Below are 23,368 nucleotides of genomic sequence, written 5' to 3'. Positions count from 1 at the left end.
GTTGTCGTCGGTGACGCTCACGCGCCCAGCCTGCCCGGCCCGGGCCCCGGCCGCGCGGCAGGGGCGGGCCGCCGCTCAGCGGCTGCGGGCGGCGAGGACGGCGACGTCGTCGGCGCCGCCGGCGCCCACCAGCTCGGTGAGCACCGCGTCCAGCAGGTCGGGCAGCGGCAGGTGGGCCGCCTCCGCGAGCGCCTCCGCGAGCCGCTCCACGCCCTCGCCGAGGTCGCTGTCGCGGCGCTCGACGAGCCCGTCGGTGTACAGCAGCAGCGTGGACCCGGCCGGCAGGTCCACCTCGCTCTCGCGGCGCGGGCTGCCGGGGGCCAGCCCGAGCAGCAGGTCCGCCTCGTGGCCGTCCAGGGCGACGACGCCGGAGCCCGGCACCGCCAGCAGCGCCGGCAGGTGCCCCGCGCTGCTCCAGCGCAGGCGCAGGTCGCCCTCGCCGCGGCCGTCGTCGGCCAGGCGGATCGCGAGCACGGTGGCCAGCACGTCGGCGCCGAGCACGTCCAGGGTGGCGTCCAGGCGCGCCAGGAGCTGGCCCGGGGAGTCCTCCGTGGCCACCGCCAGCGTCCGCAGCGCGCTGCGGACCTGCCCCATCGCGGCGGCAGCGCCGATGTCGTGCCCGGTCACGTCACCGATGACCAGGAGCGTGGAGCCGTCGGGGTGGCGCAGCGCGTCGTACCAGTCCCCGCCCACCTGGTGCCCCGCGGCGGCCGGCGCGTAGCGCGCGGCGAGCTCGAGGTGGGGCAGGTCGGGCAGCTCGGTGAGCATGGCCCGCTGCAGCGTGCGGGCGGCCTCGCGCTCGGCCCGCAGCGACACGCAGCGGTGCACGCCGTGGGCGGCGGCCTCGGCCAGCGAGGCGACCAGCTCCCGCTCCCCCGCCAGCAGGGCCCTGGCCGAGCCCCAGCCGACGGTGAGCACGCCCAGGCACTGGCCGTCCACGAGCAGCGGCGCGTGCAGCGCGGCCTCGACGCCGGCCAGCACCGGGGCCGCCGAGGAGGCGGTCGCGGCCGCGGTGGCGGCGTCGGGGGTGAAGACGACCCTGGCCTCGCGCGCGGCGAGCAGGGCGCCCTCGGGGACGTCGACCGGCTCCGGCGGGCCCGCGCCGTCCCCGCCGTCGCCGTCGGCGGCGGAGGTGGCGACGTAGCGCAGCGCTCCCGAGCCCCGCTCGTGCAGGGCGACCGCCGCCATCTGCGCCTCCAGGCCGGCGCGCACGCCCGCCACCACCGCAGCGGCGACGTCCTCGGCCTCGCGGGCGCGCGAGACGGCCTGGCCCACCTCGTGCAGCAGGCGGCTGCGGGCCGCGGCGACCTCGGCGTCGCGGCGCTCGCCCACCGCGCGCATCTGGGCGGTCGTGGCCTCGTCGCGGGCGCTCTCGGCGGCGGCGCGGACCTCGGCGGCGTCGGACAGGGCCCGGCGCAGCTGCAGCTCCGCGGAGCAGGCGGCGGCCAGGTCCGCCAGGAGCGCCACCTCCCGGCGGGTCCAGTCGCGCGGCTCCGGCGAGAGCGCGGCGAGCGCCCCGATCGCCTCGCCGTCCGAGCCGCGCAGCGGCGCGCCGAGGTAGCCGACGGCCCCCAGCTCGGTGACCACGGCGTCCTGGCGCAGGTCGGGGTCCTCGCGGGCGTCGCGCACGGCCAGCGGCTGGCCGCTGGCGACCACCTGCTGGCAGGACGAGCGGGACAGGTCGGCCAGGCGGGTGGTCTGCCAGGGCTCGGGCAGGCCGACGGCGCCGGGGAAGAGCTGCAGGCGCCGGGAGACGAGGCTGACGACGGCGGCGGGCACGCCCAGCACCGAGCAGACCAGCCGTGCGTGCCGGTCCAGGGCGCCGTCGCGGCCCGCGGCGGACGGCGGGCCGGCCGCGCCCGAGCCGTCCCGTGCGACGGGCGCGGTCGGCGCACCGGGCGCACCGGGACGGTCGAGCAGGGGGGTCTCGGGCAGGACGACCGCGCTCCCCTCACCGCCGGGCGCACCGGGCCGCTCACCGGCGGAGGGGCCGCGCTGCGGGGCCACCGCGGGCGAGGTCCCCCGGCTCGCCCTCACGCCGCAAGGATGCCGCACCCGGGCCTTCCGCGAGGGCCGTTCCGGCGAGCCCGCGCCCCCGGACCGGCGCCGGCTGTCCGGGCGGTCCAGACTGGTGGGCGAGCGGGTGCCACCGGCACCCGGCCAGACCCCGGGGGCAGCGGTGTGCGACGTGACGGCGGCGGCCAGCACCACGCTGCCCTCCGACGCCAGCGCGCCGCGCACGGCCCGCGTGTTCCTGCGCGCCGCGCGCTGCCCGCGCCACCACGCCACCGTCCTGGACGACGCCGAGCTGCTGACCTCCGAGCTGGTGACCAACGCCGTGGTGCACGGGGCGCCGCCGGTGACCCTGGCGGTCGAGTGCGACACCTCCAGCGGCATGCGGGTGCGCGTCACCGACGGCAGCTCCCGCCAGCCGCTGCCGCGCTCGGCGCGCCCCGCCGACGTCGACGGCCGCGGCATGGCGCTGGTCGACCTGCTGTCGGCGGCCTGGGGCGCCGAGCCGACCGAGCACGGCAAGGAGGTGTGGTTCCTCCTGCGGCGCAGCCCGCTGGCCGAGCCGCTCCCCTTCCCCGGCGGGGGGCGCCGGGACCCCTGAGGCCCCCGCCCGCCGGCCCGGCGGCTGCGACGTGCGCCACGGACGCCGCAGCCGCCGTCGACCACCGGGCCCGCGGCTGGGACCATGGGGCTCCCCGCACCGGGCGCACCGCCCGTCACCGACGTCGTCCGACGTCCTCACCGAGGAGGAAGCGCTGAGCGCTCAGGAGTCCGTGGGTCAGGCCGCACGCGCAGCCAGCGCCGCGCCCGACGTGGTGATGGTCGGCGGAGGCATCATGAGCGCCACCCTCGCGGCGCTGCTGGGCCTGGTGCAGCCGGACTGGTCCGTCGTCGTCCTGGAGTCCGGCCCCTCCGTGGGCGCGGAGAGCTCCGACCCGTGGAACAACGCGGGCACCGGCCACGCCGCCCTGTGCGAGCTCAACTACACCCCCGCCGGTCCCGACGGCAGGGTCGACCCGGCCAAGGCCGTCGGCATCAACGAGCAGTTCCAGGTCTCCCGCCAGCTGTGGTCCTCCTTGGTGCGCGCCGGGCTGACGCCGGACCCCAAGACCTTCATCACCTCCGTCCCCCACGTCAGCTTCGTCACCGGCGAGGGCGGGCAGCGGTACATGCGCGCCCGCTACGAGGCGCTCAAGGCCCAGCCGCTGTTCTCCGAGCTGGAGCACACCGCCGACCACGCCGAGCTGGCCGAGTGGGTCCCGCTGGTGATGGCCGGGCGCGACCCGGCGCAGCGGGTCGCCGCGACCCGGTCGCTGGCCGGCACGGACGTCAACTTCGGAGCGCTGACCTCCCTGCTCCTGCAGGCCGCCCAGCGCCGCGGCGTGCACGTGGCCACCGGCACCCGCGTCACCGGGCTCGAGCGCACCCCCAGCGGTCGGTGGAAGGTGGTGGTCCAGGACGTCGCCACCGGGCACCGCAGCGCCCTGGTCACCCCGTTCGTCTTCGTCGGCGCCGGCGGCGGGGCGCTGCCGCTGCTGCAGCGCTCCGGGATCCGCGAGATCCGCGGCTTCGGCGGGTTCCCCGTCAGCGGGCAGTTCCTGCGCACCCGGCGCAAGGACCTGGTCGCCGCCCACCACGCCAAGGTCTACGGGCAGGCGGAGGTCGGCGCCCCGCCGATGTCCGTGCCGCACCTCGACCTGCGCTCGGTGGACGGGGAGCAGTCGCTGCTGTTCGGTCCCTACGCCGGCTTCTCGCCCAAGTTCCTCAAGGCGGGCTCGCTGCTGGACCTGCCGCGCTCGGTCAAGGCCAACAACCTGTCCTCGATGCTCGGCGTGGCCCGCTCGGAGCTGGCGCTGACCAGGTACCTCGTGCAGCAGGTTCTGCAGACCCGCGGGCAGCGCATGGAGGCGCTGCGCACCTTCTTCCCCGAGGCCGGGGACGGCGACTGGGAGCTCATCACCGCCGGGCAGCGCGTCCAGGTCATCAAGAAGGACCAGCGCGGCCGCGGGGTCCTGCAGTTCGGCACCGAGCTGGTCACCGGCGCCGACGGCACCATCGCCGGACTGCTCGGCGCCTCCCCCGGCGCCTCGACGGCGGTCTCGGCGATGCTGACGCTGCTCGAGCGCTGCTTCCCGCACCGCACCGACGCCTGGCGCCCGCGGCTGGCCGAGGTCATCCCCTCCTACGGCCGGACGCTGTCCGAGGACCCCGCCCTGGCCGCCGAGGTGCGCGAGGAGACCGCGCGCACCCTGCACCTGACCGCATGACCAGCTGGTGACCCCCGACCAGGGGCCCTTCGCCGCCGCCGGGGAGCTGCGCAGCGCCTACGCCTCCGTGGACTGGGGCGCCTCCCCCGTCGGGGCGCCGCACACCTGGTCACCGGCCCTGCGCACGGCGCTGTCCCTGGCCTTCGCCACCAGCTTCCCGGTGACGCTGCTGTGGGGCCCCCGGTTCGTGCTGCTCTACAACGCCGCCTACGCGCAGATGCTCCCCGGCAAGCACCCGTGGGGCCTGGGGCTGCCGTGCCAGGACGTCTTCCCCGAGATCTGGGACCAGATCGGCCCCCTGATGGAGGGCGTCCTGGCCGGCGGGGACGCCGTGCGGATGGTCGACCAGGAGCTGTACATCGACCGCCGGGGCTTCCCGGAGGAGTCCTACTTCGACTACTGCTACTCCCCCGTCCGGGGCGCCGACGGCTCCGTGGAGGGCGTGCTCGACATCGCCGTGGACACCACCCACCAGGTGGTCGAGCGGCGCCGCTCAGCGCTGCTGCGGCGCCTGGCCGACCTCCCCTGGGTGCTGCGCAGCACCCAGGACCTGGCGCGCGTGGCGCTCCCGGTGCTGCGCACCGACCCGCAGGACCTGCCGCTGGTCGAGCTGCACGTCCCCGGGGAGCCCGCCCGGCGCCTCGAGGCGGCGCTGCCGGGCGACGCGCCGACGGCCGTGGAGGACGCCGTGGTGGTCGGGCCGGGCCCGGCCGGGCGCACGGCGTGGCTGCGGGTCCCCGGTGTCGGCCCGGCCGCGCAGCGGCCGCTGCTCGTCGTCGCCCTGGCGCCGGGCATCGCCGAGGACGAGCACTACCTGGGCTTCCTGCGGCAGGTGGCGGCGGCGCTCGGCAACGCCCTGGCCGTGGCGGGCGCGGCCGAGGCGGCGGCCGCCCGCGCGGAGCTGCAGGGCGCCCAGGTGCGCCGCCTGGTCGGGCTGGTGCGGGTGCTGCAGGAGCTGCCCGAGGCCGAGGACGTCGAGCAGCTGGAGCGCGTGGTCGAGCGCGGCGCCGCGCGGCTGCTGGGCGCGCGCGGGGCCCACCTGACGCTCGGCGAGCCCGGCGAGCCCGGCGAGCCCGGCGGGACGGCGGTGGCTGAGGGGCGGGGCGCGGTGCACCTCGACGTCGGCGAGCGCCACCTGGGGGAGCTGCAGCTGGCCTGGGCCGCGGGGCAGCGGCACACCGAGCTCACCGAGGAGGACAGAGCGGTCCTGTCCGTGCTGGCCTCCTCCACCGCGCAGGCGCTGGACCGGGCCGCCGCGCGCGAGGCCGAGCAGCGCGCCACCGCTGCGGTGCGCGCCATCGCCGAGGAGCTGCAGCGCAGCCTGCTCACCGAGCCGCCGGCGGTCACGGGCCTGGACCTGGCGGTGCGCTACGTGCCGGCCCTGGAGCACGCCCAGGTCGGTGGCGACTGGTACGACGCCTTCACCACCGCCACCGGTGCGCTGCAGCTGGTGATCGGCGACGTCACGGGGCACGACCAGCGGGCCGCAGCCGCCATGGGCCAGCTGCGCAACCTGCTGCGGGGCATCGCCCACAGCGGGCGGCGCACCCCCGCGCGGGTGCTGGCCGAGCTCGACGCGGCGCTGCCGCACCTGGGCGTGACGTCGCTGGCCACGGCCGTGCTCGCCTCGCTGGCGGCACCCGAGCCCGACGGCTCGCGCGAGCTGGTGTGGAGCAGCGCGGGCCACCTGCCGCCGCTGCTGCTGGTGCCCGGCGCGGCCCCGCGGCTGCTCGAGGAGCCCGCCGAGCTGCTGCTGGGGCTGCAGGCGGGCACGCCGCGCACGGACCACCGCACGGTGCTCCCGCCGGGGGCGACGGTGCTGCTGTACACCGACGGGCTGGTCGAGCGGCGCGGGGTGGACCTGTCCCGGGGCCTGGCGTGGCTGCGCGGGGCCGCCGCGGGCCTGGACGGCGCCAGCCCTGACGAGGTGTGCGACGCGCTGCTGGGGATGGTCGGCGGTCGCCTCGACGACGACATCGCCCTGGTCGCGGTCCGGCTGGTGGGCCGCCCGCTCTGACGGCCCGCACCGGGGCGTGCGCCGGGGCCCGCGACGAGGGCCCGCGACGACGGGCCGGGGCGGCTCAGGCGAGCAGGACGGGGCCCGCGGGGTCGGCCGGCAGGTCCCCGCCGGTGACGACGGCGGTGACGGCCATCTCCCGCAGCGCCACCCCGCCGCGCAGGGAGGTCAGGAAGGCGGTGTCGGCGGCGTCGCGGCCGGTGCTGATGCGCCACAGCGCGGGCCGGGGCGCCAGGTGCGTGGCGTCGTGCACCTGCCAGCGCGCGCCGCCCTCGCCGTCCTCGACCCGGACCTCGGCGACGGCGTGGAAGTCCATCGGCGAGAGCCCCGGCGCGTACACCGCGGCCAGGCGCGCAGGCAGCTCGAGGGCGCGGGCCAGGGCGACGACGAGGTGGGCGTAGTCCCGGCAGACGCCCTGGCCGCGCAGCAGGGTCTGCACCGCGCCGTCGAAGGGGGTGGAGGAGCCGGAGGTGTAGACGAGCCGGTCGGCCACCCAGGCGGTGACGGCGTCGGCGAGCTCGGCGTCGCCGCGCTCGGCGCGGGTGCCGAACTCCGCGGCGGCGAAGGCCACCAGCTCGTCCGAGGGGCAGTACCGGCTGGGGCGGTTGAGCTCGAAGCGCTCACGGGCCTCCAGCTCGCGGGTCTCCAGCTCACGGGCCGCCGACGCGCCGGCGCTCCCGTCGTCGTCCGCACCCGCGGGTGCGGGGGTGAGGCGCCCCGAGTACTCGACCACCACGCGCCCGGCCGGGACGCCGGTGAGCACGTGCATGCGCTCACCGCGGCCGGGCGCCCCGACCGCGACCTCCACGGGCCGCGACGGCTCGGGCAGCGGGCCGGCGTCGTGGTCGACCACCAGCTCGTCCTGGACCGCCGCGCCGGGCGTGCGCGCCGCCGCGACGAGCAGGGCGAGGTCGGCGGGGGCCGACAGCTGCAGCACCAGCCGCGCCGAGACCTCGCGCACCAGCGGGGAGGGGGCAGCGGGGGGCGGCGTCGTGGCGGTCACGGACGCCCATTGTGGGGGCCCGCGGCTCCCGGCGGCGCGCGCGGACCCGGGTCGGCGCCCTCGGGGCGCCCCGCCGCGCGCCCTAGGCTGCGGCGGTGGGTGAGCCCGGGCAGCAGCAGGTGGTGGCGGTCCTCGGCACGGGGACGATGGGCGAGGCGGTGCTGGCGGCGGTGCTGGCCGGCGGGCGGCCCGCCGCGCAGGTGCTCGCCACGGCCCGCCGCCCGCAGCGGGCCTCCGAGCTCGCCGAGCGCCACGGCGTGCGCGTCGTGGGCGCCCGGGAGGCCGCGGCCGCCGACGTCGTCGTCCTCGGGGTCAAGCCGCAGCAGCTGGACGCCGTGGCGGCCGAGGTGGCCGGGGCGGTGCGCGAGGGGGCGCTGCTGGTCTCCCTGCTCGCCGGGGTCACCACCGCGCGGCTGGCGGCGGCCTTCCCCGGCGCGCGGGTGGTGCGCGCGGTGGTGAACACCCCGGCGCTGGTCGGGGCGGGGGTCACGGTGCTGGCCGCCGGGGCGGGCGCCGGGGAGGCCGAGCTGGCCCGCGCCGAGCACCTGCTGGCCGCCACCGGGACGGTGCTGCGCCTGGCCGAGGGCCAGCTCGACGCCGCCACGGGCGTCTCCGGCTCCGGGCCGGCCTTCGTCTTCGCCGTGGCCGACGCGCTGGCCGAGGGCGGCGTGGGCGCCGGGCTGCCCCGCGCGGTCGCCCTGCAGCTCGCCGCGGCCACGGTGCTGGGCGCCGGGCGGCTCATGGTGGAGACCGGCACCCACCCGGCGCTGCTGCGCGAGCAGGTCACCTCCCCCGCCGGCACGACGGCGGCGGGGCTGCGCGAGCTCGACGCCCAGGGGGTGAGGGCGGCGCTGGTCTCGGCGGTCCTGGCCGCGGCGAGGCGGTCCGCCGAGCTCGCGGGCTGAGCCGCTCACCGCCCCGCCGCGCCGGCCCGGCAGCGGGGTGCGCGAGCATGGTCGGGTGACGACTGCTGGGCGGCCGCCGCGCATCGGGCTGGTGCTGCACCCCACCCGTGACGTCTTCTCCGTCTCCGAGCGGGTGGCCCGCTGGGCCGCCGAGCAGGGCGCGCAGGTGGTGGTCGCCGCGGGCGAGGCGGGCCGCGTGGCCGGGCCCGTGCTCGAGGTGGCCCCCGAGCAGCTCGCAGGGGCGTGCCGGGCGCTGGTCTCCCTCGGCGGCGACGGCACCATGCTCGGGGCGCTGCGCGCCTCCGCCGGCACCGGCGTGCCGGTGCTGGGCGTCAACCTCGGGCGGGTGGGCGTGCTGGTGGAGGTCGAGCCGGCGGAGGTGGCCCCCGCGCTGCAGCGCGTGGTGGAGGGCCGCTACTCCGTGGAGGCGCGCCCGGCGCTGCGGGTGACGGGGGTGGCGCTGGAGGACGGCGCGAGCTCGGCGGTGGCCTTCAACGACGTCGCGCTCTCCCGCTGCCCGGGGGACGGCATCGCCTCGGCCGCGCTGAGCATCGACGGGCAGGGCTACGGGGTGTACCGCTGCGACGCCGTCATCGTCGCCACGCCCATGGGCTCCACCGCCTACAGCTACGCCGCCGGAGGCCCCGTGGTCTCCCCCACGCTGTCGGCGATGGTGGTGGCCCCGGCCTCGCCGTGGTCGGGCATCTCCCGGCCGGTGGTGCTCTCCCCCGAGGACCACCTCGCCCTGGAGCTCCTGCCGGACTCCGGGGTGCTGGCCCTGGAGGTCGACGGGCGGGTCCTGGCGCCGCTGGCGCCCGGCGCGCGCATCGAGGTGGTCGAGGAGCGCGACGCCGGGCACGTGGTGCGCCTGGACCGGGCCCGCCACGACAGGCGCTCGCGGGTCAAGCTGAGCCTGCTCGACCTGCCGCTGCTGCCCGAGGAGCTGCGCGAGCTGCTCCCCCGCGAGCTCGGCCACCCCCCGGACTGACGCCCGGGGCCCGGGCGCAGCGGCGCCGCACCGAGCCGGGCGGTGGGCGCCAGGTGTCGGAACCCCGGCGCGAGGTGTCGGAACCGGGCGCTGGTTCCGACACCTCGAGGCAGGGTTCCGACACCTCGGGGCACCGTTCCGGCGCCTCGGGGCGCAGCTGCGCTCCCCGGCGCCGGCGCGCCCACCCGGGGTCAGGCCCCGCGGGGCTCCATGACGACGACGGGGATCAGCCGGTCGGTCTTGGTCTGGTACTCGGCGTAGTCCGGCCAGACGGCCACGGCGCGCTCCCACCACTGCTCGCGCTCCTCGCCGTGCACCTCGCGGGCGGTGTAGTCGGCCTTGTGCGGGCCGTCCTGCACCTCCACGTGCGGCTCGGCGAGCAGGTTGCGGTACCAGACCGGGTGGCTCGGTGCGCCGCCCTTGGAGGCGACGGCGGCGTAGGAGCCCTCGTGCTCGACCCGCATCAGCGGGGTCTTGCGCAGCTTGCCGCTCTTCGCGCCGCGGTTGGTGACGATCATGACGGGGACGCCGAGCAGCGTGGTGCCCTCAGTGCCGCCGGAGGACTCGTACTGCTCGACCTGGTCGCGGACCCACTGCTCGGGGCTGGGCTCGTACTCACCGCTCAGAGGCATGCCCGCAGTCTCGGGCAGCGCCACACCGCCCACGACACCACCCCCGCCGCCGCGCCCCGCGGGGCGCGTGCCGCACGACGTGCCGCGGAGGGACCGTCCACAGGGCGCGGGCGCGCGCCAGCGGGCGCGGGGGTCCGGCGGGCAGGGTGTGGCGCATGGCCCACACCCCGCCGCACGGGCTGCGGCACACCCGCACGGACTCCCCCTTCGGCCCCCTGGTGGTCGTCGTCGACGACGACGGCGCGCTCGCCGGCCTCTACTTCGCCGAGCACCACGCGCCCGCCCCGCGGCCCTCGGCCCTCGGGGTCCCCGCCGAGCCGGGCGACCCACAGGTCGCCGCTGCCACCGCCGCCGTCCAGGCCCACCTGCGCGGGGAGTCCGCCGTGCTCGGGGTCCCGCTCAGCTCGGCCGCCGTGCCCGGCGCCACGGAGCTGCAGCGGGCGGTGTGGGCGCAGCTCGCCGCGATCCCCCGGGGCGAGACCCGCACCTACGGCCAGGTGGCCGCGGCCGTCGGCAGGCCGACGGCGGTGCGCGCGGTCGGGCAGGCCGTCGGGCGCAACCCGCACTGCCTCGTGGTGCCGTGCCACCGCGTGGTCGGCTCCGGCGGCCGGATCACCGGCTACGCCGGGGGCGTGGAGGTCAAGCGCCGCCTGCTGCAGCTGGAGGGCGTCACGCTCGCTGACCGGTCCGGGGCGCCGGCTCCAGGTGCACCGCCTTCAGCACCGTGAGCTCGCCCAGCAGGTCCGGCCCGTAGCCGCGGCCCCGGCCCGAGGCGCGCCGCGGGTCGGCGGACCCGCCCGGCGCCCCGCCCCAGACCGCGTTCACCTTGACCGTGCCGACCTCCAGCTCCTCGGCGGCCTCCAGGGCGTGGGCGGTGTCGGGGGTCAGCACGGTGGCCGCCAGGCCGTAGGCGCCCGAGCCCGCCAGCCGCAGGCCCTCCTCCCAGTCGGCCACCACGCGCACCGCGGCGACCGGCCCGAAGGTCTCCTCGGTCATGACGTCCATGGCGTCGGTGCAGCCGACCAGCACCGTCGGCGGGTACCAGGCGCCCGGCCGGTCGAGCCGCTCCCCGCCGGCGAGCGCCGTCGCCCCCGCCGCGAGCGCGCCCTCGACGTGGGCCGCGACCACTTCGAGCTGCCGCTCGTCCACCAGCGGCCCGAGCTGGCTGGCGGGGTCGGCGGGGTCGCCCACGACCGTGGCCGCGGCCAGGGCGACCAGCTCGGCGAGGACCGCGTCGGCGACGTCGGCGTGCAGGTAGACCCGCTCCACGGAGGTGCACAGCTGGCCGGAGTTGGTGAACGCGCCCGCGGCGATCTGCGCCGCCGCCCAGGCCGGGTCGACGCCGGCGTCGACGAGCAGGGGGTCCTTGCCGCCGTTCTCCAGCAGCGCGACGCCGCCGCGGGCCCCGGCGACGGCGGCGATGCGCCGCCCGGTGGCGGTGGAGCCGACCTGGGCCACCACGTCGACCCGGTCGTCCGCCACCAGCGCCGCGCCCACCTCGCCGTCCCCGGTGACGACCTGCAGCACCCCCGGCGGCAGCGCCGCGGCGATGAGCGCCGCCATCGCGGCCCCAGGGGCGCTGGAGCGCTCCGACGGCTTGTGCACCACGGTGTTGCCGGCCACCAGGGCGGCGGCGAGCAGCCCCGCCGCGGCGGGGAAGGGGTCGTTCCACGGCGTGATGACGGCCACGGTGCCGCGCGGCTCGCGGCGCACCACGTCGATGGCTCCGGACGCCCCCGCCAGCGAGCGCCCGGCGTCGAGCACGCCGGTGGTCGCCGCCTCCTCCAGCAGCTCGGCGGCCACGACGGCGGAGCCGCGGGCCTGCCCCACGAGGCGCCCGGTGGTGGCGACGAGCAGGTCGCCGAGGGCGTCGGCGTGCTCGCGCACGGACGCGGCCGCGGCGCGCAGCGCAGTGGCGCGCTCCCCCGCCGACGTCCTGCGCCAGCCGCGCCGGGCGGCGCGGGCCCCCGCGAGGGCGGCCTCGACCTGCTCGGGGGCGGCGCAGCCGACCTCGCCGGACCGCTGCCCGGTGGCCGGGTCGACCAGCGGCAGCGACCGGCCCGCGGCGGCGACCGGGGCGCCGTCCAGGAAGCAGCCGGTGTGCAGCGCGCCGGGGGCGCCGGGACGGGTGTCGGTGCTCGTGGTCACCGCGCCTGTCTACCGGCTGGTCGGGCGGCCCGTCGGCCCAGGGGTGGTCCGGGGTGGCACGCGGGTGACGCCACGGGGTCGCACACGCGTCCAGCACCCGGAGGCCGGGTGATCGACTTTGCGAATGGTCAACAGTGCCCTAGACACCTGCCCATGAAGGTCCTGGGCGTGAACGCCGTCTTCCACGACTCCTCCGCCGCGCTCGTGGTGGACGGCGTCGTGGTGGCCGCCGCGGAGGAGGAGCGCTTCTCGCGCCGCAAGCACGGCAAGCGCCCGGTGCCCTTCTCGGCGTGGGAGCTGCCCGAGCTGGCGATGCGCTGGTGCCTGGACCACGCGGGCCTGACCGTCGAGGACCTCGACGCCGTCGCCTACGGCTACGACCCCTCGATGGCCCTGTCCGAGGAGGAGGGCCACGAGCGCGGCCTGCGCGACCCGTGGGACCACCTGCGCACCACCTACGCCCAGCGCGCCGCGGGCTTCCTGGCCACCGCGCTGCCGGGGCTGGACAGGGAGAAGGTCGTCTTCGTCCCCCACCACGTCGCGCACGCGGCGTCCTCGGGGCTGGCGGGCCCGTCGACCACGGGCAGCGTGCTGGTGCTCGACGGCCGCGGCGAGCGCGGCAGCCACCTGTCCGGCCGCTACGTCGACGGCAAGCTCGAGGTGCTGGCCACCACCGAGCTGCCGCACTCCCTGGGCCTGGTCTACGAGTCGCTCACCGACCACCTGGGCTTCCTGCGCTCCTCCGACGAGTTCAAAGTCATGGCGATGGCCTCCTACGGCACGCCGCGCCACCTGGAGGCGCTGCGCGAGCACGTGCACGCCACCGGCGACGGCCGCTTCGTGGCCACCGAGCCGGACTGGAGCCGGTTCGCCCCGCGGCGCACCCCCGCCGAGGCGGCCGCCACCAGCGCCGAGGCCCTGCCCCCGGAGCACGCCGACCTCGCCGCGTCCGTGCAGGCCCTCACCGAGGAGGTCCTGGTCGACCTCGCGACCTGGCTGCACGAGCAGACCGGCGACGCGCTGCTGACCATGGCCGGCGGCACGGCGCTGAACTGCGTGGCCAACACGAAGATCTGGCAGCGCACCCCGTTCGAGCGCGTCTGGGTGCAGCCGGCCGCCGGTGACTCCGGCACCGCGCTGGGCGCCGCGCTGCAGGTGGCCGCCGAGCACGGCGACGCCATCCGGCCGATGGGCACCGCGGCGCTGGGCCGGGAGTGGACCGACGAGCAGCTGGCCGGCTGGCTGCGCACCGCGAAGGTGCCCTTCACCACCCCCGGCAGCCGCGAGGCGCTCGCCGAGGAGGTCGCCGACGTGCTGGCCGCCGACGGCGTGGTCGCCTGGTTCGACGGGCGCAGCGAGTTCGGGCCGCGCGCCCTGGGCCGCCGCTCCCTCATCGCCCACCCCGGCCACGCCCACAACGTCGAGCGCATGAACGACGTCAAGGGCCGCGAGCAGTTCCGCCCCATCGCCCCTATGGTGCTGGCCGAGCGCGCGACCGACGTGTTCGAGAACGGGCCCTTCCCCAGCCCCTACATGCTCTTCGTGCACGACGTGAAGGCCGAGTGGCGCGAGCGGATCCCCGCCGTGACGCACGTCGACGGCACCGCCCGCATCCAGACGGTCTCCGACGGCAGCGCCAGCAGCGACGGGGTCGACGAGAGCGCGAACCCGGGCGTGCACGCCCTCATCAGCGCCTTCGAGCGGCGCACCGGCCTGCCCGTCGTGGTCAACACCAGCCTCAACACCGCCGGCCGCCCCATGGTCGACGACCCCCGCGACGCCCTCGAGCTGTTCGGGTCGGCCCCCGTCGACGTGCTGGTCCTCGGCCCGCACCTCGTGCGCCGGCAGAGCTTCTTCGCCTCGTGACGCCCGCTCGCTGGGCGGTCGTCGTCCCCTCGGTCGGCCGTCCCAGCCTGCAGGCGCTGCTCGACTCCCTCGCCGCGCAGGAGGACGGCGGCGCGCGCCCGGCGCTCGTCGTCGTCGCCGACGACCGGCGGCTGGTCGAGGAGGGGTCGGGCCCGCCGCCGCTGCGACCCGCCCTCGACGTCCCCGGCGTCGAGCTGGTGGTCGTGCGCTCCGGTGGCCGCGGCCCCGCCGCCGCCCGCAACCTCGGGTGGCGGACGGCCGCCGCGCGGGCGGGCGCCCTGGAGTGGGTGGCCTTCGTCGACGACGACGTCGAGCTGCCGCCGGCGTGGTCGCGCGAGCTGCTCGCCGACCTCGCGGCGGCCGGTGGCGCTGACGAGCCCTCCCCGGTCGGCGGCTCCCAGGGGCGCCTGCACGTGCCGCTGCCCACCGACCGGCGCCCCACCGACTGGGAGCGCGGCACCGCGGGGCTGGAGCGCGCGGCGTGGGCGACGGCCGACATGGCCTACCGCCTCGACGCCCTGGTCGCCGTCGGGGGCTTCGACGAGCGCTTCCCGCGCGCCTACCGCGAGGACGCCGACCTGGCGCTGCGGGTCGAGCGCGCCGGCTGGTCGCTGGTGCGCGGGCAGCGCACCGCGGTGCACCCGGTGCGGCCCGCCGACGACTGGGTGAGCCTGCGCGTGCAGCGCGGCAACGCCGACGACGTGCTCATGGCCGCCCTGCACGGCCCCACCTGGCGCCGCGACGCGCAGGCCCCGCCGGGGCGGCTGCGCTGGCACGTCGCGACGACGGCCGCCCTCGCGCTCGCCCTCGGCGGCGCGCTGGCCGGGCGCCGGCGGCCCGCGGCGCTCGGCGCCTTCGCCTGGGCCGGCCTGACGGCCGACTTCGCGCGCCGCCGCATCGCCCCTGGCCCGCGCGACGCCGCCGAGGTGCGCCGGATGGTGCTGACGTCGGCGGCCATCCCCGTGGCCGCCGTCCGCCACCGGGTGGCCGGGCTCCTGCGCTGGCGCGGCCCCGGTGCCACCCCCGCGCCCCGCGCCGCGCCGTGGCCGCAGGCCCAGCGCGCCGAGCCGCTGGCCGCCGTGCTCTTCGACAGGGACGGCACGCTGGTGCACGACGTCCCCTACAACGGCGACCCGGCGCAGGTCCGCCTGGTCGAGGGCGCCCGCGAGGCCGTCGAGCGCGTGCGCGCCGCGGGGCTGCGCACCGGGCTGGTGACCAACCAGTCCGGCGTGGCCCGCGGCCTCATCACCCGCGACCAGGCCGACGCGGTCACCGCCGAGGCGGTGCGCCAGGTGGGGGGGCTCGACGTGGTGCTCACCTGCCCCCACGCGCCCGAGGACGCCTGCGCGTGCCGCAAGCCGGGGCCCGGCATGGTCCTCCAGGCCGCCCGCCGCCTGGGCGTGCCGCCCTCGAGGGTCGCGGTGGTCGGCGACATCGCCGCCGACGTGGGCGCCGCGGTGGCCGCCGGAGCCCGCGGCGTGCTGGTCCCGACGCCCGTGACACGCTCGGCCGAGGTGGACGCCGCCCGCGCGGCGGCAGCCTCCGGCGGTCCCGTGCTCGGGGTCGCCCCTGACCTGTCCGGCGCCCTGGACCTGCTGCTGGGCGCCGCGACCCCCACCGGAGGCCGAGCATGACCGCCCAGCAGGACCCGCGCCCGGACCACCGCCAGGACCCCCGGCGGGTGCTCGCCGTGCGCCTGGACAGCGACGGCGACGTCCTCATGACGGGACCGGCCGTCGCGGCCCTGCGCCGCGGCCCGGGGGGCACCGAGGTGGAGCGCCTCGACCTGCTCGCCTCCCCCGCCGGCGCCGGCGCGGCGCGGCTGCTGCCGGGCGTCGACGAGGTGCTCGTCGCCGACGTGCCGTGGTCGGGCTACCGCCCGCCCGCCCCGGACGCCGAGGTGCTCACCGGCCTCGTGGACCTGCTGCGCGAGCGCTCCTACGACGAGGTGGTCGTCTTCACCTCCTACCACCAGAGCCCCCTGCCGATGGCGGTGCTCGCGCGCCTGGCCGGGGTGCCCCGCGTCATCGCCGCCAGCGACGACTACCCCGGCTCCCTGCTGGACCTGCGCCACAAGCGGCCCGGCGACCCGGACGGCACCGGCGGCGAGCACGAGGTGGTCGCCAGCCTCGGCCTGGTGGCCGCCAGCGGCCGCGAGGTCCCCGAGGACCCCCGGATGGCGCTGCGGCGCCCGCTGCCCGACGTCCCCGCCCAGCTGCTGGAGCGCTCCCCCGGCGCCACGGGCGCCCTGGTCGTCGTCCACCCCGGCGCCTCCGTGCCGGCCCGCGCCGCGGACCCCGACGTCGTCGCCCGCGCGACCCGCGCCCTCGTGGAGGCCGGGCACCACGTGGTGGTGACCGGCGGCCCCGGCGAGGTCGGGCTCACCGCCCGCGTCGCCGCGGCCGCGCCCGGCGCGCTCGACGCCGGCGGGCGCACGTCGCTGGCCGAGCTGGCCGCCCTGCTCGAGGCGGCCGACGCGGTGGTGGTGGGCAACACCGGGCCCGCGCACCTGGCGGCCGCCGTGGGCACGCCCGTGGCCAGCCTGTTCTCCGCGGTGATGCCCGTGGAGCGGTGGGCGCCCTTCGGGGTGCCCGTGGTGGTGCTGGGAGACCTCGGCGCCCCCTGCCGCCTGACCCGGGTGCAGGTGTGCCCGGTGCCGGGACACCCCTGCCTCGACGTCGCGCCGGAGGCGGTGGTGGCGGCGGTGGCCGACCTGCTCGGCGGGCGGGTGCCGGTGCCCCCGCCGGCGCGGCCGCTCGCCGCGAGCGGGGGGCAGGCGCTGTGAGGGTGCTGCTGTGGCACGTCCACGGCTCGTGGACCACCGCGTTCGTGCAGGGCCGGCACGACTACCTCGTGCCGGTGCTGCCCGACCGCGGCCCCGACGGGCGCGGGCGGGCCCGCACGTGGGACTGGCCGGCCTCCGTGCGCGAGGTCACCCCCGAGCAGCTCGCCGCCAGCACGGACGGGTCGGCGGGGGGCCCCGGCGCGCGGCCCGACGTCGTCGTCCTCCAGCGGCCCCACGAGGCGCGGCTGCTGCGGGAGTGGACCGGGCTGCGCGCCGGGGTCGACGTCGCGGCGGTCTACGTGGAGCACGACTCCCCCCGCGAGCACGCCGCCCGCTCGCGCCACCCGCTGGCCGACGGCCTGGTCCACGACGGCGGCGGCGCGCGGCCGGTGCCCGTCCCCGTGGTGCACGTGACGCACTTCAACGCGCTCATGTGGGACTGCGGGGGTGCACCCGTCCGGGTGGTCGAGCACGGGGTGCTCGACCCCGGCCACCTGGCCACCGGCGAGCGCGCGTCGCTGGCCGTGGTGGTCAACGAACCGGTGCGCCGCTGGCGCGTCGCCGGCACCGACCTCGTGGTCGACCTGTCCCGGCGCGTGCCGCTGGACGTGTACGGCATGGGCATGGACGCGCTGGAGCAGACGGCGCCCCACCTGGCCGGTCACCTGCACGAGGACCTGCCGCAGGCGCGGATGCACGCCGAGGTGGCCCGCCACCGCGCGTACTTCCACCCCTACCGGTGGACCAGCCTGGGCCTGGCCCTGGTGGAGGCCATGACCATGGGCCTGCCGGTGCTCGCGCTGGCCACCACCGCGGCGCCGGAGTCGGTCCCGCCGGAGGCGGGGTACCTGTCCACCGACCCCGCCGCGCTGGAGCGGACGGCCCAGCGCTGGCTGGCCGACCCCGGCGAGGCGCGAGAGCGTGGCCTCGCCGCGCGCGAGCACGCGCTGCGCCGCTTCGGGCTGGCGCGCTTCCTCGCCGACTGGGACGACGTCCTGGACGGCGCCGGGGTGCACTCGTGAGCCCCGGTCGAGCACGCCCCGGGGTCGAGAGCACGGCCCCCGCCTGGACCTACCCAGGAGTCACCGGATGAGGATCGCGATGGTCTCCGAGCACGCCAGCCCGCTGGCCGTCCTCGGGGGCGTCGACGCGGGCGGGCAGAACGTCCACGTCGCGGCGCTGGCGCAGGCGCTGGCGGACCGCGGGCACGAGGTGGAGGTCTACACCCGCCGCGACGCGCCGGACCTGCCCCGCCGCGTGCGCATGGGCCCCGGCGTCCACGTGGTGCACGTCGACGCCGGCCCGGCCCGGTCGGTGCCCAAGGACGAGCTGCTGCCGTGGATGCCGGCCTTCGCCGCCTGGCTGCAGCGCGACTGGGCCCGCGCGGACCGGCGGCCCGAGGTGGTGCACGCCCACTTCTGGATGTCCGGCCTGGCGGCCCTGGAGGCCGGGCGCGCCGCGGGGGTGCCGGTGGTGCAGACCTTCCACGCGCTGGGCTCGGTCAAGCGCCGCCACCAGGGAGACCACGACACCTCACCGCCGCAGCGCGTGCGCCTGGAGGCGATGCTCGCCCGCGACGTCGACCTCGTGGTGGCCACCTGCCGCGACGAGGTCGCCGAGCTGGAGGCCCTCGGCGCCCCGCGCCGGCGGCTGGCCGTGGTGCCGTGCGGGGTGGACGTGGAGCACTTCACCCCCGACGGCGAGGTCGAGCCGCGCGCGCCCGGATCCCCCCGCCACCGCCTGGTGAGCGTGGGCCGGCTGGTGGAGCGCAAGGGCGTGGAGACCGCCGTGCGCGCCCTGTCCTGGCTGCCCGACGCCGAGCTGGTGGTGGCCGGCGGGCCCCCGCCGCGCGAGCTGCACCTGGACCCCGAGGCCGTGCGCCTGCGCGCCGTCGCCCGCTCCCTGGGCGTGGCGGACCGCCTGCTGCTGGTCGGCCGGGTCGAGCAGCCCGACGTCCCCCGCCTGCTGCGCTCCGCCGACGTCTCGGTCAACGTGCCCTGGTACGAGCCGTTCGGGATCGCCCCGCTGGAGGCCATGGCCTGCGGGCTCCCCGTGGTCGGCACCGCCGTCGGCGGGCTGCTGGACACCGTCGCGGAGGGCTCGACCGGCGTGCTGGTGGAGCCGCGCGACACCGCCGGGCTGGCCGCCGCCGTGCGCGACCTGCTCGACGACCCCGAGCGGCGCCGCCGCTGGGGGCGGGCGGGCCGGCGCCGCGCGGTGGCGCACTACGGGTGGGACCGCGTGGCGGCCTCGACGGAGGACGCCTACGGTCGGGCCCTGCGGGGGTCCGCCCGGCGCGCGGCCCCCTCCGCGGCGCCCCGGACCGCCCCCACACAGCTGGCGCTCGCCACGGCGGCGCCCCACGACGAGCAGGAGGCGGTGTGAGCTCCACGGGCGCTCCCCAGGACCCCACCCCGGCGGCCGACTGGCTGGCGCAGCACCGCGGCGAGGTCGACGCGACCGTCGGCGGCCTGCTGCGCGCCGCCGGCCAGCTCGACGCCTGGGGCGAGCACCTCGCGCGCGTGCTCGACGGCGGCGGCCGCCTGCTCGCCGCCGGCAACGGCGGCAGCGCCGCGGAGGCCCAGCACCTGACCGCCGAGCTGGTCGGCAGGTTCGTCGCCGAGCGCCGCCCGCTGTCGGCCATCGCGCTGCACGCCGAGACCTCCTCGACCACCGCGATCGGCAACGACTACGGCGCCGCCGAGGTCTTCGCCCGCCAGGTGCACGCCCACGGCCGCCCCGGTGACGTGCTGCTGCTGCTCTCGACCTCCGGGCGCAGCGAGAACGTCGTGCGCGCCGCGCAGGCGGGCCGGCGGGCCGGGCTGCGCGTGTGGGCGATGACCGGTGCGGCCCACAGCCCGCTGGCCGAGGCCAGCGACGAGGTGCTGCGCGTCGGCGAGCCCGGCTCGTCCACCTCCGCGGTGCAGGAGGGCCACCTGGTGGCCGTCCACGCCCTGTGCGCGGCGGTCGACGCCCACCTGCTGGGCACCGCCGCCACCGCCGCGCCGTCCGCCACCGCCGCGCCGGCCGCGGCCGCGCCCTCCTCGGCGCCCCTGGACCTGCGCCCCGCCGCCGCGCGGGCGCCGCGCGCCGCCGGTGTGCGCCGGCCGCGCGTCGTCGTCGTCGGCGACGCCGTGCTGGACAGGGACCTGCTCGGGCGCAGCGACAGGGTCGCCCCTGACGCGCCCGTGCCCGTGGTGGACCTGCACGGCGTGGACGAGAGCCCCGGCGGCGCCGGGCTCACCGCCCTGCTCGTCGCCGGCCGCGCGCAGACCACCCTGGTGGCCCCGCTCGCCGACGACGACGCCGGACGCCGGCTGCGCGAGGCCCTCGAGGGCGCTCTCGACCCCGTCGCGGTGCACGCCCTGGGCCACGAGGGCGGCACGCGCACCAAGACCCGCGTGCGGGTGGCCGGGCAGTCCCTGGTCCGCCTGGACGAGGGCGGCCCCGCCACGCCCACCGGCGTGGACGCCGGGGCGCTGGCCGCGGTGCTGGCCGAGGCCGACGTCGTGCTGGTCAGCGACTACGGCGCGGGCACCACGCGCGACCCGGTGGTGCGCGCGGCGCTGGCCGAGGCGGCCCGCCGGGTGCCGGTCGTGTGGGACCCCCACCCCCGCGGCGGTGCCCCGGTCCCCGGCTGCGCCCTGGTGACCCCCAACCTCGCCGAGGCGCGCGCCGCCGCGTCGGCCGCCGTCGCCGGCGCCACCCCCGACGTGCTGGCCGAGCACCTGGCCAGCACGTGGGGCGTGCGCGGCGTCTGCGTCACCACCGGCGCGCAGGGCGCGTGGCTGGCCGCCCCCGGCACCGAGGCGGTCTTCGCCCCCGCGGCGGTCGTCGCCGGCGGCGACCCGTGCGGCGCCGGGGACAGCTTCGCCGCCTCCGCGGCGGTGTCGCTGGCCACGGGCCGGGTGCCGTCGGAGGCCGTGGTCGCCGCCGTCGCCGACGCCTCCGCGTGGGTCGCCGGCGGAGGTGCCTCCGGGTGGCGCGCCGCCCAGCGCGAGGCCGCCCAGCAGGGCTCCGCCGCGGCGCCGGGCGCGGCGGCCGGCGGGGGCAGCGCGGCCGACGTCGTGGCCCGCGTGCGCGCCGCGGGCGGCACCGTGGTGGCCACCGGGGGCTGCTTCGACGTGCTCCACGCCGGGCACGTCGCCACCCTGGAGGCCGCGCGCCGCCTGGGCGACGCCCTCGTGGTGCTGCTCAACGCCGACTCCTCCGTGCGCCGGCTGAAGGGCCCCACCCGTCCCGTCAACGACGAGGTCGACCGCGCGCGCGTGCTCGCCGCCCTCGACTGCGTCGACGCCGTGGTCGTCTTCGCCGAGGACGACCCGCGCACGGCCCTGGCCGAGCTGCGCCCCGACGTGTGGGCCAAGGGCGGTGACTACGGCGGCGCCGAGCTGCCCGAGGCGCCGCTGGTGCGCAGCTGGGGCGGCCGCGTGGTGCTGCTGCCCTACCTCGACGGGCGCTCCACCACCTCCATCCTCGCCCGCGGCGCCGTGCCGCCGGTGAGCCAGACCACCACCCGGGAGACCGCTCCGTGACGAGCTCCACCGCCAGCCCGACCCCCCTGCTCGACGGCATGGAGCTGGAGCGACCGCTCGGCACCGTCTACGTCACCGGCGGCTCCAGCGGCCTGGGCGCCGCCGTGGTCGAGGTCGTCACGGCCCTGGGCGGCACGGCGGCGGTCATCGACAGGGCAGCTCCCCCGGAGGGCTCCGCGGCCGCCGCCAGCGCGGTGGCCGACGTCTCCGACGCGGCCGCCGTGGAGCGCGTCGTCGCCGAGCTCGTCGAGCGGGTGGGGCCGCCCACGGCGCTGTTCACGGCGGCCGGCACCGACGCCGTCGGGCGCCTGGAGGACGTGCCCGCCGAGCGGTGGGAGAAGGTCGTCGGGGTCAACCTCATCGGCACCGCCGCGGCCGTGCGCGCCTGCCTGCCGCACCTGGTGGCCGCGCGCGGCACGGTGGTCACGGTGGCCAGCTCCCTGGGCCTGCGCGCCGCCAGCGACGCCACCGCGTACTGCGCCAGCAAGTTCGGCGTCGTCGGGTTCACGCGCGCGCTGCAGCTGGAGCTGGCCGGGCAGGTGGGCGTGACGATGCTCGTGCCCGCCGGCATGCGCACCGCCTTCTTCGACGGCCGCACCGAGCAGTACCGCCCCGGCCCCGACGCCGCGCTCATGGACCCCCGCCAGGTCGCGCTGTCGGTGGTGCACGCCCTGCGCCAGCCGGTCGGCACCGAGGTGCGCGAGATCGTGGTCACCGTCTCCACGGAGCCGTCCTGGCCGTGAGCCTGCGCGCCGCCGCATGACGACGACGCTGGCGCTGCGGGCCCTCGGGCTGGGCGACGCGCTCACCGGGGTGCCCGCGCTGCGCGGGCTGCGCCGCGCCCGCCCCGCTGACCGCCTGGTGCTGGCGGGCCCGCCGGAGACCGGCGAGCTGCTCGTGGCCGAGGGCGTCGTCGACGCCGTCCTGCCCGTGCGCGGCCTGGCACCGCTGGCGCCCGACGCCCTGGTGCACGCCGCCGCCGAGCACCCCGGGGTGCTCGGCGGGGACGCGGTCGGCCTCGCCGTGAACCTGCACGGGCGCGGCCCGCAGAGCACCGCGGCGCTGGCGGCGCTCGCCCCGCGCGAGCTGGTCGCCTTCGACCTGCCCGGGCGGCCGGCCTGGGCGGACGACGTGCACGAGGTGGAGCGCTGGTGCTCCCTGGTCCGCGGCCTGGGCGGCGCCTGCGGTGCGGCCGACCTCGTGCTGCGCGACGTGCCGCTGGCCGGGCGCACGGGCCCGGTGGTGGTCCACCCCGGCGCGGCGTCGGCGGCGCGGCGCTGGCCCGCGCAGCGCTGGGCGCAGGTGGTGTCCGCGCTGCGCGCGCGCGGGCGCGCCGTCGTCGTCACCGGCGCCGGTGCCGAGGCGCCGGTGTGCGCCCAGGTGGCCGCGGCGGGCGCGCAGGACCTGTGCGGCCGGCTGCCGCTGGCCGAGCTGCTCGAGCTGGTGACCTCCAGCCCGCTGCTGCTGTCCGGCGACACCGGCGCCGCGCACGTGGCCACCGCCACCCGCACCCCCTCGGTGCTGCTGTTCGGCCCCACCTCCCCCGCGCGCTGGGGACCCGCCGTGGACGCCGACCGCCACCGTGTGGTCTGGCACGCGCGGGAGGGCGACCCGCCGGGCGACCCGCACGCCGACGCGCCCGACCCCGTGCTGCTGCGGGCGACCCCGAGCGACGTCCTCGCCGGTACGGTGGGCTGATGCAACCGACCGAGAAGGCGCCCGAGCAGACCGCCGCTGCGGACGAGGCGTTCCCGGTCCGCGAGATGCTGTGCCTGGCCCTGCACCGCGCGTCGCGGGCGTTGACAGCGCAGTACCGGCCGCTGCTGGCCCCGCACGGGCTCACCTACCCGCAGTACCTGGTCATCACCCTGCTGCGCCAGGACGGCACGCTCACCGTGGGCGGCGTCGGGGAGGAGCTGGGGCTGGAGTCCAGCACCCTGTCCCCGCTGCTGACGCGCCTGGCCGAGCGCGGCCTGGTGACGCGGACCCGCTCCACCGACGACGAGCGCCGGGTGGAGGTGTCCCTGACGCCGCAGGGCGCGGCCCTGGGCGAGGAGCTCAAGGACGTCCCGTGGGCGGTGTGCCGGGCCACCGGGCTGTCCCCGGCCGAGGTGGGCGGCGTCGTGGAGCAGCTGTCCGAGCTCGTCGAGCGCCTGGAGCGCGTCTCGGTCTCCTGACCCCCTCGGGTCGCGCACGACACGTCCTCGGG

At 78.8% G+C, this 23,368-nt stretch carries 19 protein-coding genes; 15 read left to right on the top strand and 4 right to left on the bottom strand.

The window, feature by feature from the left end:
- Nucleotides 1–75: 75 nt before the first annotated feature.
- Complete coding sequence (locus ACUN9U_RS11645; RefSeq protein WP_445485137.1) at nucleotides 76–2,037, bottom strand: SpoIIE family protein phosphatase; 1,962 nt, start codon at nucleotides 2,035–2,037, stop codon at nucleotides 76–78.
- Between the two features lie 106 nt (nucleotides 2,038–2,143).
- Here ACUN9U_RS11645 and ACUN9U_RS11640 point away from each other — a divergent pair, with 106 nt between their 5' ends.
- The 3 genes from ACUN9U_RS11640 (at nucleotide 2,144) to ACUN9U_RS11630 (ending at nucleotide 6,297) form a co-directional block, all read left to right on the top strand.
- A complete protein-coding gene (locus ACUN9U_RS11640) occupies nucleotides 2,144–2,614 on the top strand; it encodes an ATP-binding protein (protein ID WP_445485135.1) in 471 nt (156 codons plus the stop codon).
- A gap of 172 nt (nucleotides 2,615–2,786) precedes the next feature.
- The gene (locus ACUN9U_RS11635; protein ID WP_445485134.1) at nucleotides 2,787–4,280 is read left to right on the top strand and encodes a malate:quinone oxidoreductase; all 1,494 of its coding nucleotides are present in this window, start codon (nucleotides 2,787–2,789) and stop codon (nucleotides 4,278–4,280) included.
- A gap of 7 nt (nucleotides 4,281–4,287) precedes the next feature.
- Complete coding sequence (locus ACUN9U_RS11630) at nucleotides 4,288–6,297, top strand: PP2C family protein-serine/threonine phosphatase (RefSeq protein WP_445485133.1); 2,010 nt, start codon at nucleotides 4,288–4,290, stop codon at nucleotides 6,295–6,297.
- A gap of 64 nt (nucleotides 6,298–6,361) precedes the next feature.
- Here the strand turns inward: ACUN9U_RS11630 and ACUN9U_RS11625 are convergent, their stop codons facing one another.
- A complete protein-coding gene (locus tag ACUN9U_RS11625; protein WP_445485132.1) occupies nucleotides 6,362–7,300 on the bottom strand; it encodes a transglutaminase-like domain-containing protein in 939 nt (312 codons plus the stop codon).
- Nucleotides 7,301–7,395: 95 nt separating this feature from the next.
- Here ACUN9U_RS11625 and proC point away from each other — a divergent pair, with 95 nt between their 5' ends.
- Nucleotides 7,396–8,205: a pyrroline-5-carboxylate reductase gene (proC, locus tag ACUN9U_RS11620; RefSeq protein WP_445485131.1), complete on the top strand. Its 810-nt coding sequence runs from the start codon at nucleotides 7,396–7,398 to the stop codon at nucleotides 8,203–8,205.
- Nucleotides 8,206–8,260: 55 nt separating this feature from the next.
- Nucleotides 8,261–9,193, top strand: coding sequence for an NAD(+)/NADH kinase (locus ACUN9U_RS11615; protein ID WP_445485130.1), 933 nt, complete (start codon nucleotides 8,261–8,263; stop codon nucleotides 9,191–9,193).
- A gap of 191 nt (nucleotides 9,194–9,384) precedes the next feature.
- Here ACUN9U_RS11615 and ACUN9U_RS11610 read toward each other — a convergent pair whose 3' ends face one another.
- Nucleotides 9,385–9,825, bottom strand: a complete 441-nt coding sequence (locus ACUN9U_RS11610; protein WP_445485129.1) for a nitroreductase family deazaflavin-dependent oxidoreductase — start codon at nucleotides 9,823–9,825, stop codon at nucleotides 9,385–9,387.
- 155 nt (nucleotides 9,826–9,980) lie between these two features.
- On the opposite strand from ACUN9U_RS11610, the gene ACUN9U_RS11605 reads away from it, so the two are divergent.
- Nucleotides 9,981–10,553 (top strand): methylated-DNA--[protein]-cysteine S-methyltransferase, encoded by a 573-nt coding sequence (locus ACUN9U_RS11605; RefSeq protein WP_445485127.1) that lies wholly within the window; start codon nucleotides 9,981–9,983, stop codon nucleotides 10,551–10,553.
- On the opposite strand, the gene ACUN9U_RS11600 is transcribed toward ACUN9U_RS11605, so the two are convergent.
- Entirely contained in the window at nucleotides 10,495–11,931 is a 1,437-nt protein-coding gene (locus tag ACUN9U_RS11600) for an aldehyde dehydrogenase family protein (RefSeq protein WP_445485207.1), read from the bottom strand. The two genes, ACUN9U_RS11605 and ACUN9U_RS11600, sit on opposite strands and share 59 nt — an antisense overlap.
- A 195-nt stretch (nucleotides 11,932–12,126) precedes the next feature.
- Between ACUN9U_RS11600 and ACUN9U_RS11595 the strand changes: the two genes are divergently transcribed.
- The 9 genes from ACUN9U_RS11595 to ACUN9U_RS11555 all read left to right on the top strand — a co-directional run bounded on the left by ACUN9U_RS11595 (nucleotide 12,127) and on the right by ACUN9U_RS11555 (nucleotide 23,336).
- Nucleotides 12,127–13,839, top strand: a complete 1,713-nt coding sequence (locus tag ACUN9U_RS11595) for a carbamoyltransferase family protein (protein WP_445485126.1) — start codon at nucleotides 12,127–12,129, stop codon at nucleotides 13,837–13,839.
- Nucleotides 13,836–15,473, top strand: coding sequence for an HAD-IIIA family hydrolase (locus ACUN9U_RS11590; RefSeq protein ID WP_445485125.1), 1,638 nt, complete (start codon nucleotides 13,836–13,838; stop codon nucleotides 15,471–15,473). The genes ACUN9U_RS11595 and ACUN9U_RS11590 overlap by 4 nt, the downstream gene beginning before the upstream one ends.
- Complete coding sequence (locus ACUN9U_RS11585; protein WP_445485124.1) at nucleotides 15,470–16,624, top strand: glycosyltransferase family 9 protein; 1,155 nt, start codon at nucleotides 15,470–15,472, stop codon at nucleotides 16,622–16,624. The genes ACUN9U_RS11590 and ACUN9U_RS11585 overlap by 4 nt, the downstream gene beginning before the upstream one ends.
- On the top strand, nucleotides 16,621–17,646 hold the full coding sequence (locus ACUN9U_RS11580) for a glycosyltransferase (protein ID WP_445485123.1): 1,026 nt from the start codon (nucleotides 16,621–16,623) through the stop codon (nucleotides 17,644–17,646). Before ACUN9U_RS11585 ends, ACUN9U_RS11580 begins: the two co-directional genes overlap by 4 nt.
- A 67-nt stretch (nucleotides 17,647–17,713) precedes the next feature.
- Nucleotides 17,714–19,009 (top strand): glycosyltransferase, encoded by a 1,296-nt coding sequence (locus ACUN9U_RS11575; RefSeq protein ID WP_445485122.1) that lies wholly within the window; start codon nucleotides 17,714–17,716, stop codon nucleotides 19,007–19,009.
- Nucleotides 19,006–21,159, top strand: a complete 2,154-nt coding sequence (locus ACUN9U_RS11570; protein ID WP_445485121.1) for a PfkB family carbohydrate kinase — start codon at nucleotides 19,006–19,008, stop codon at nucleotides 21,157–21,159. The genes ACUN9U_RS11575 and ACUN9U_RS11570 overlap by 4 nt, the downstream gene beginning before the upstream one ends.
- 38 nt (nucleotides 21,160–21,197) lie before the next feature.
- Entirely contained in the window at nucleotides 21,198–21,902 is a 705-nt protein-coding gene (locus ACUN9U_RS11565) for an SDR family oxidoreductase (RefSeq protein ID WP_445485206.1), read from the top strand.
- A 16-nt stretch (nucleotides 21,903–21,918) separates the two neighbouring features.
- Nucleotides 21,919–22,857: a glycosyltransferase family 9 protein gene (locus ACUN9U_RS11560; protein WP_445485120.1), complete on the top strand. Its 939-nt coding sequence runs from the start codon at nucleotides 21,919–21,921 to the stop codon at nucleotides 22,855–22,857.
- Entirely contained in the window at nucleotides 22,857–23,336 is a 480-nt protein-coding gene (locus ACUN9U_RS11555) for a MarR family winged helix-turn-helix transcriptional regulator (RefSeq protein ID WP_445485118.1), read from the top strand. The genes ACUN9U_RS11560 and ACUN9U_RS11555 overlap by 1 nt, the downstream gene beginning before the upstream one ends.
- Nucleotides 23,337–23,368 lie beyond the last annotated feature (32 nt).

It is taken from the genome of Quadrisphaera sp. KR29 (assembly GCF_052644995.1).
The sequence above is the reverse complement of the archived record's forward strand: the minus strand, read 5'-3'. Positions and strand labels throughout refer to the sequence as shown.

Coding starts and splice junctions, on each gene's coding strand:
- ACUN9U_RS11565 (WP_445485206.1), top strand. CDS start 21,198: ATGGAGCTGGAGCGACCGCTCGGCACCGTCTACGTCACCGGCGGCTCC.
- ACUN9U_RS11610 (WP_445485129.1), bottom strand. CDS start 9,825: ATGCCTCTGAGCGGTGAGTACGAGCCCAGCCCCGAGCAGTGGGTCCGC.
- ACUN9U_RS11560 (WP_445485120.1), top strand. CDS start 21,919: ATGACGACGACGCTGGCGCTGCGGGCCCTCGGGCTGGGCGACGCGCTC.
- ACUN9U_RS11575 (WP_445485122.1), top strand. CDS start 17,714: ATGAGGATCGCGATGGTCTCCGAGCACGCCAGCCCGCTGGCCGTCCTC.
- ACUN9U_RS11585 (WP_445485124.1), top strand. CDS start 15,470: ATGACCGCCCAGCAGGACCCGCGCCCGGACCACCGCCAGGACCCCCGG.
- ACUN9U_RS11555 (WP_445485118.1), top strand. CDS start 22,857: ATGCAACCGACCGAGAAGGCGCCCGAGCAGACCGCCGCTGCGGACGAG.
- ACUN9U_RS11605 (WP_445485127.1), top strand. CDS start 9,981: ATGGCCCACACCCCGCCGCACGGGCTGCGGCACACCCGCACGGACTCC.
- ACUN9U_RS11595 (WP_445485126.1), top strand. CDS start 12,127: ATGAAGGTCCTGGGCGTGAACGCCGTCTTCCACGACTCCTCCGCCGCG.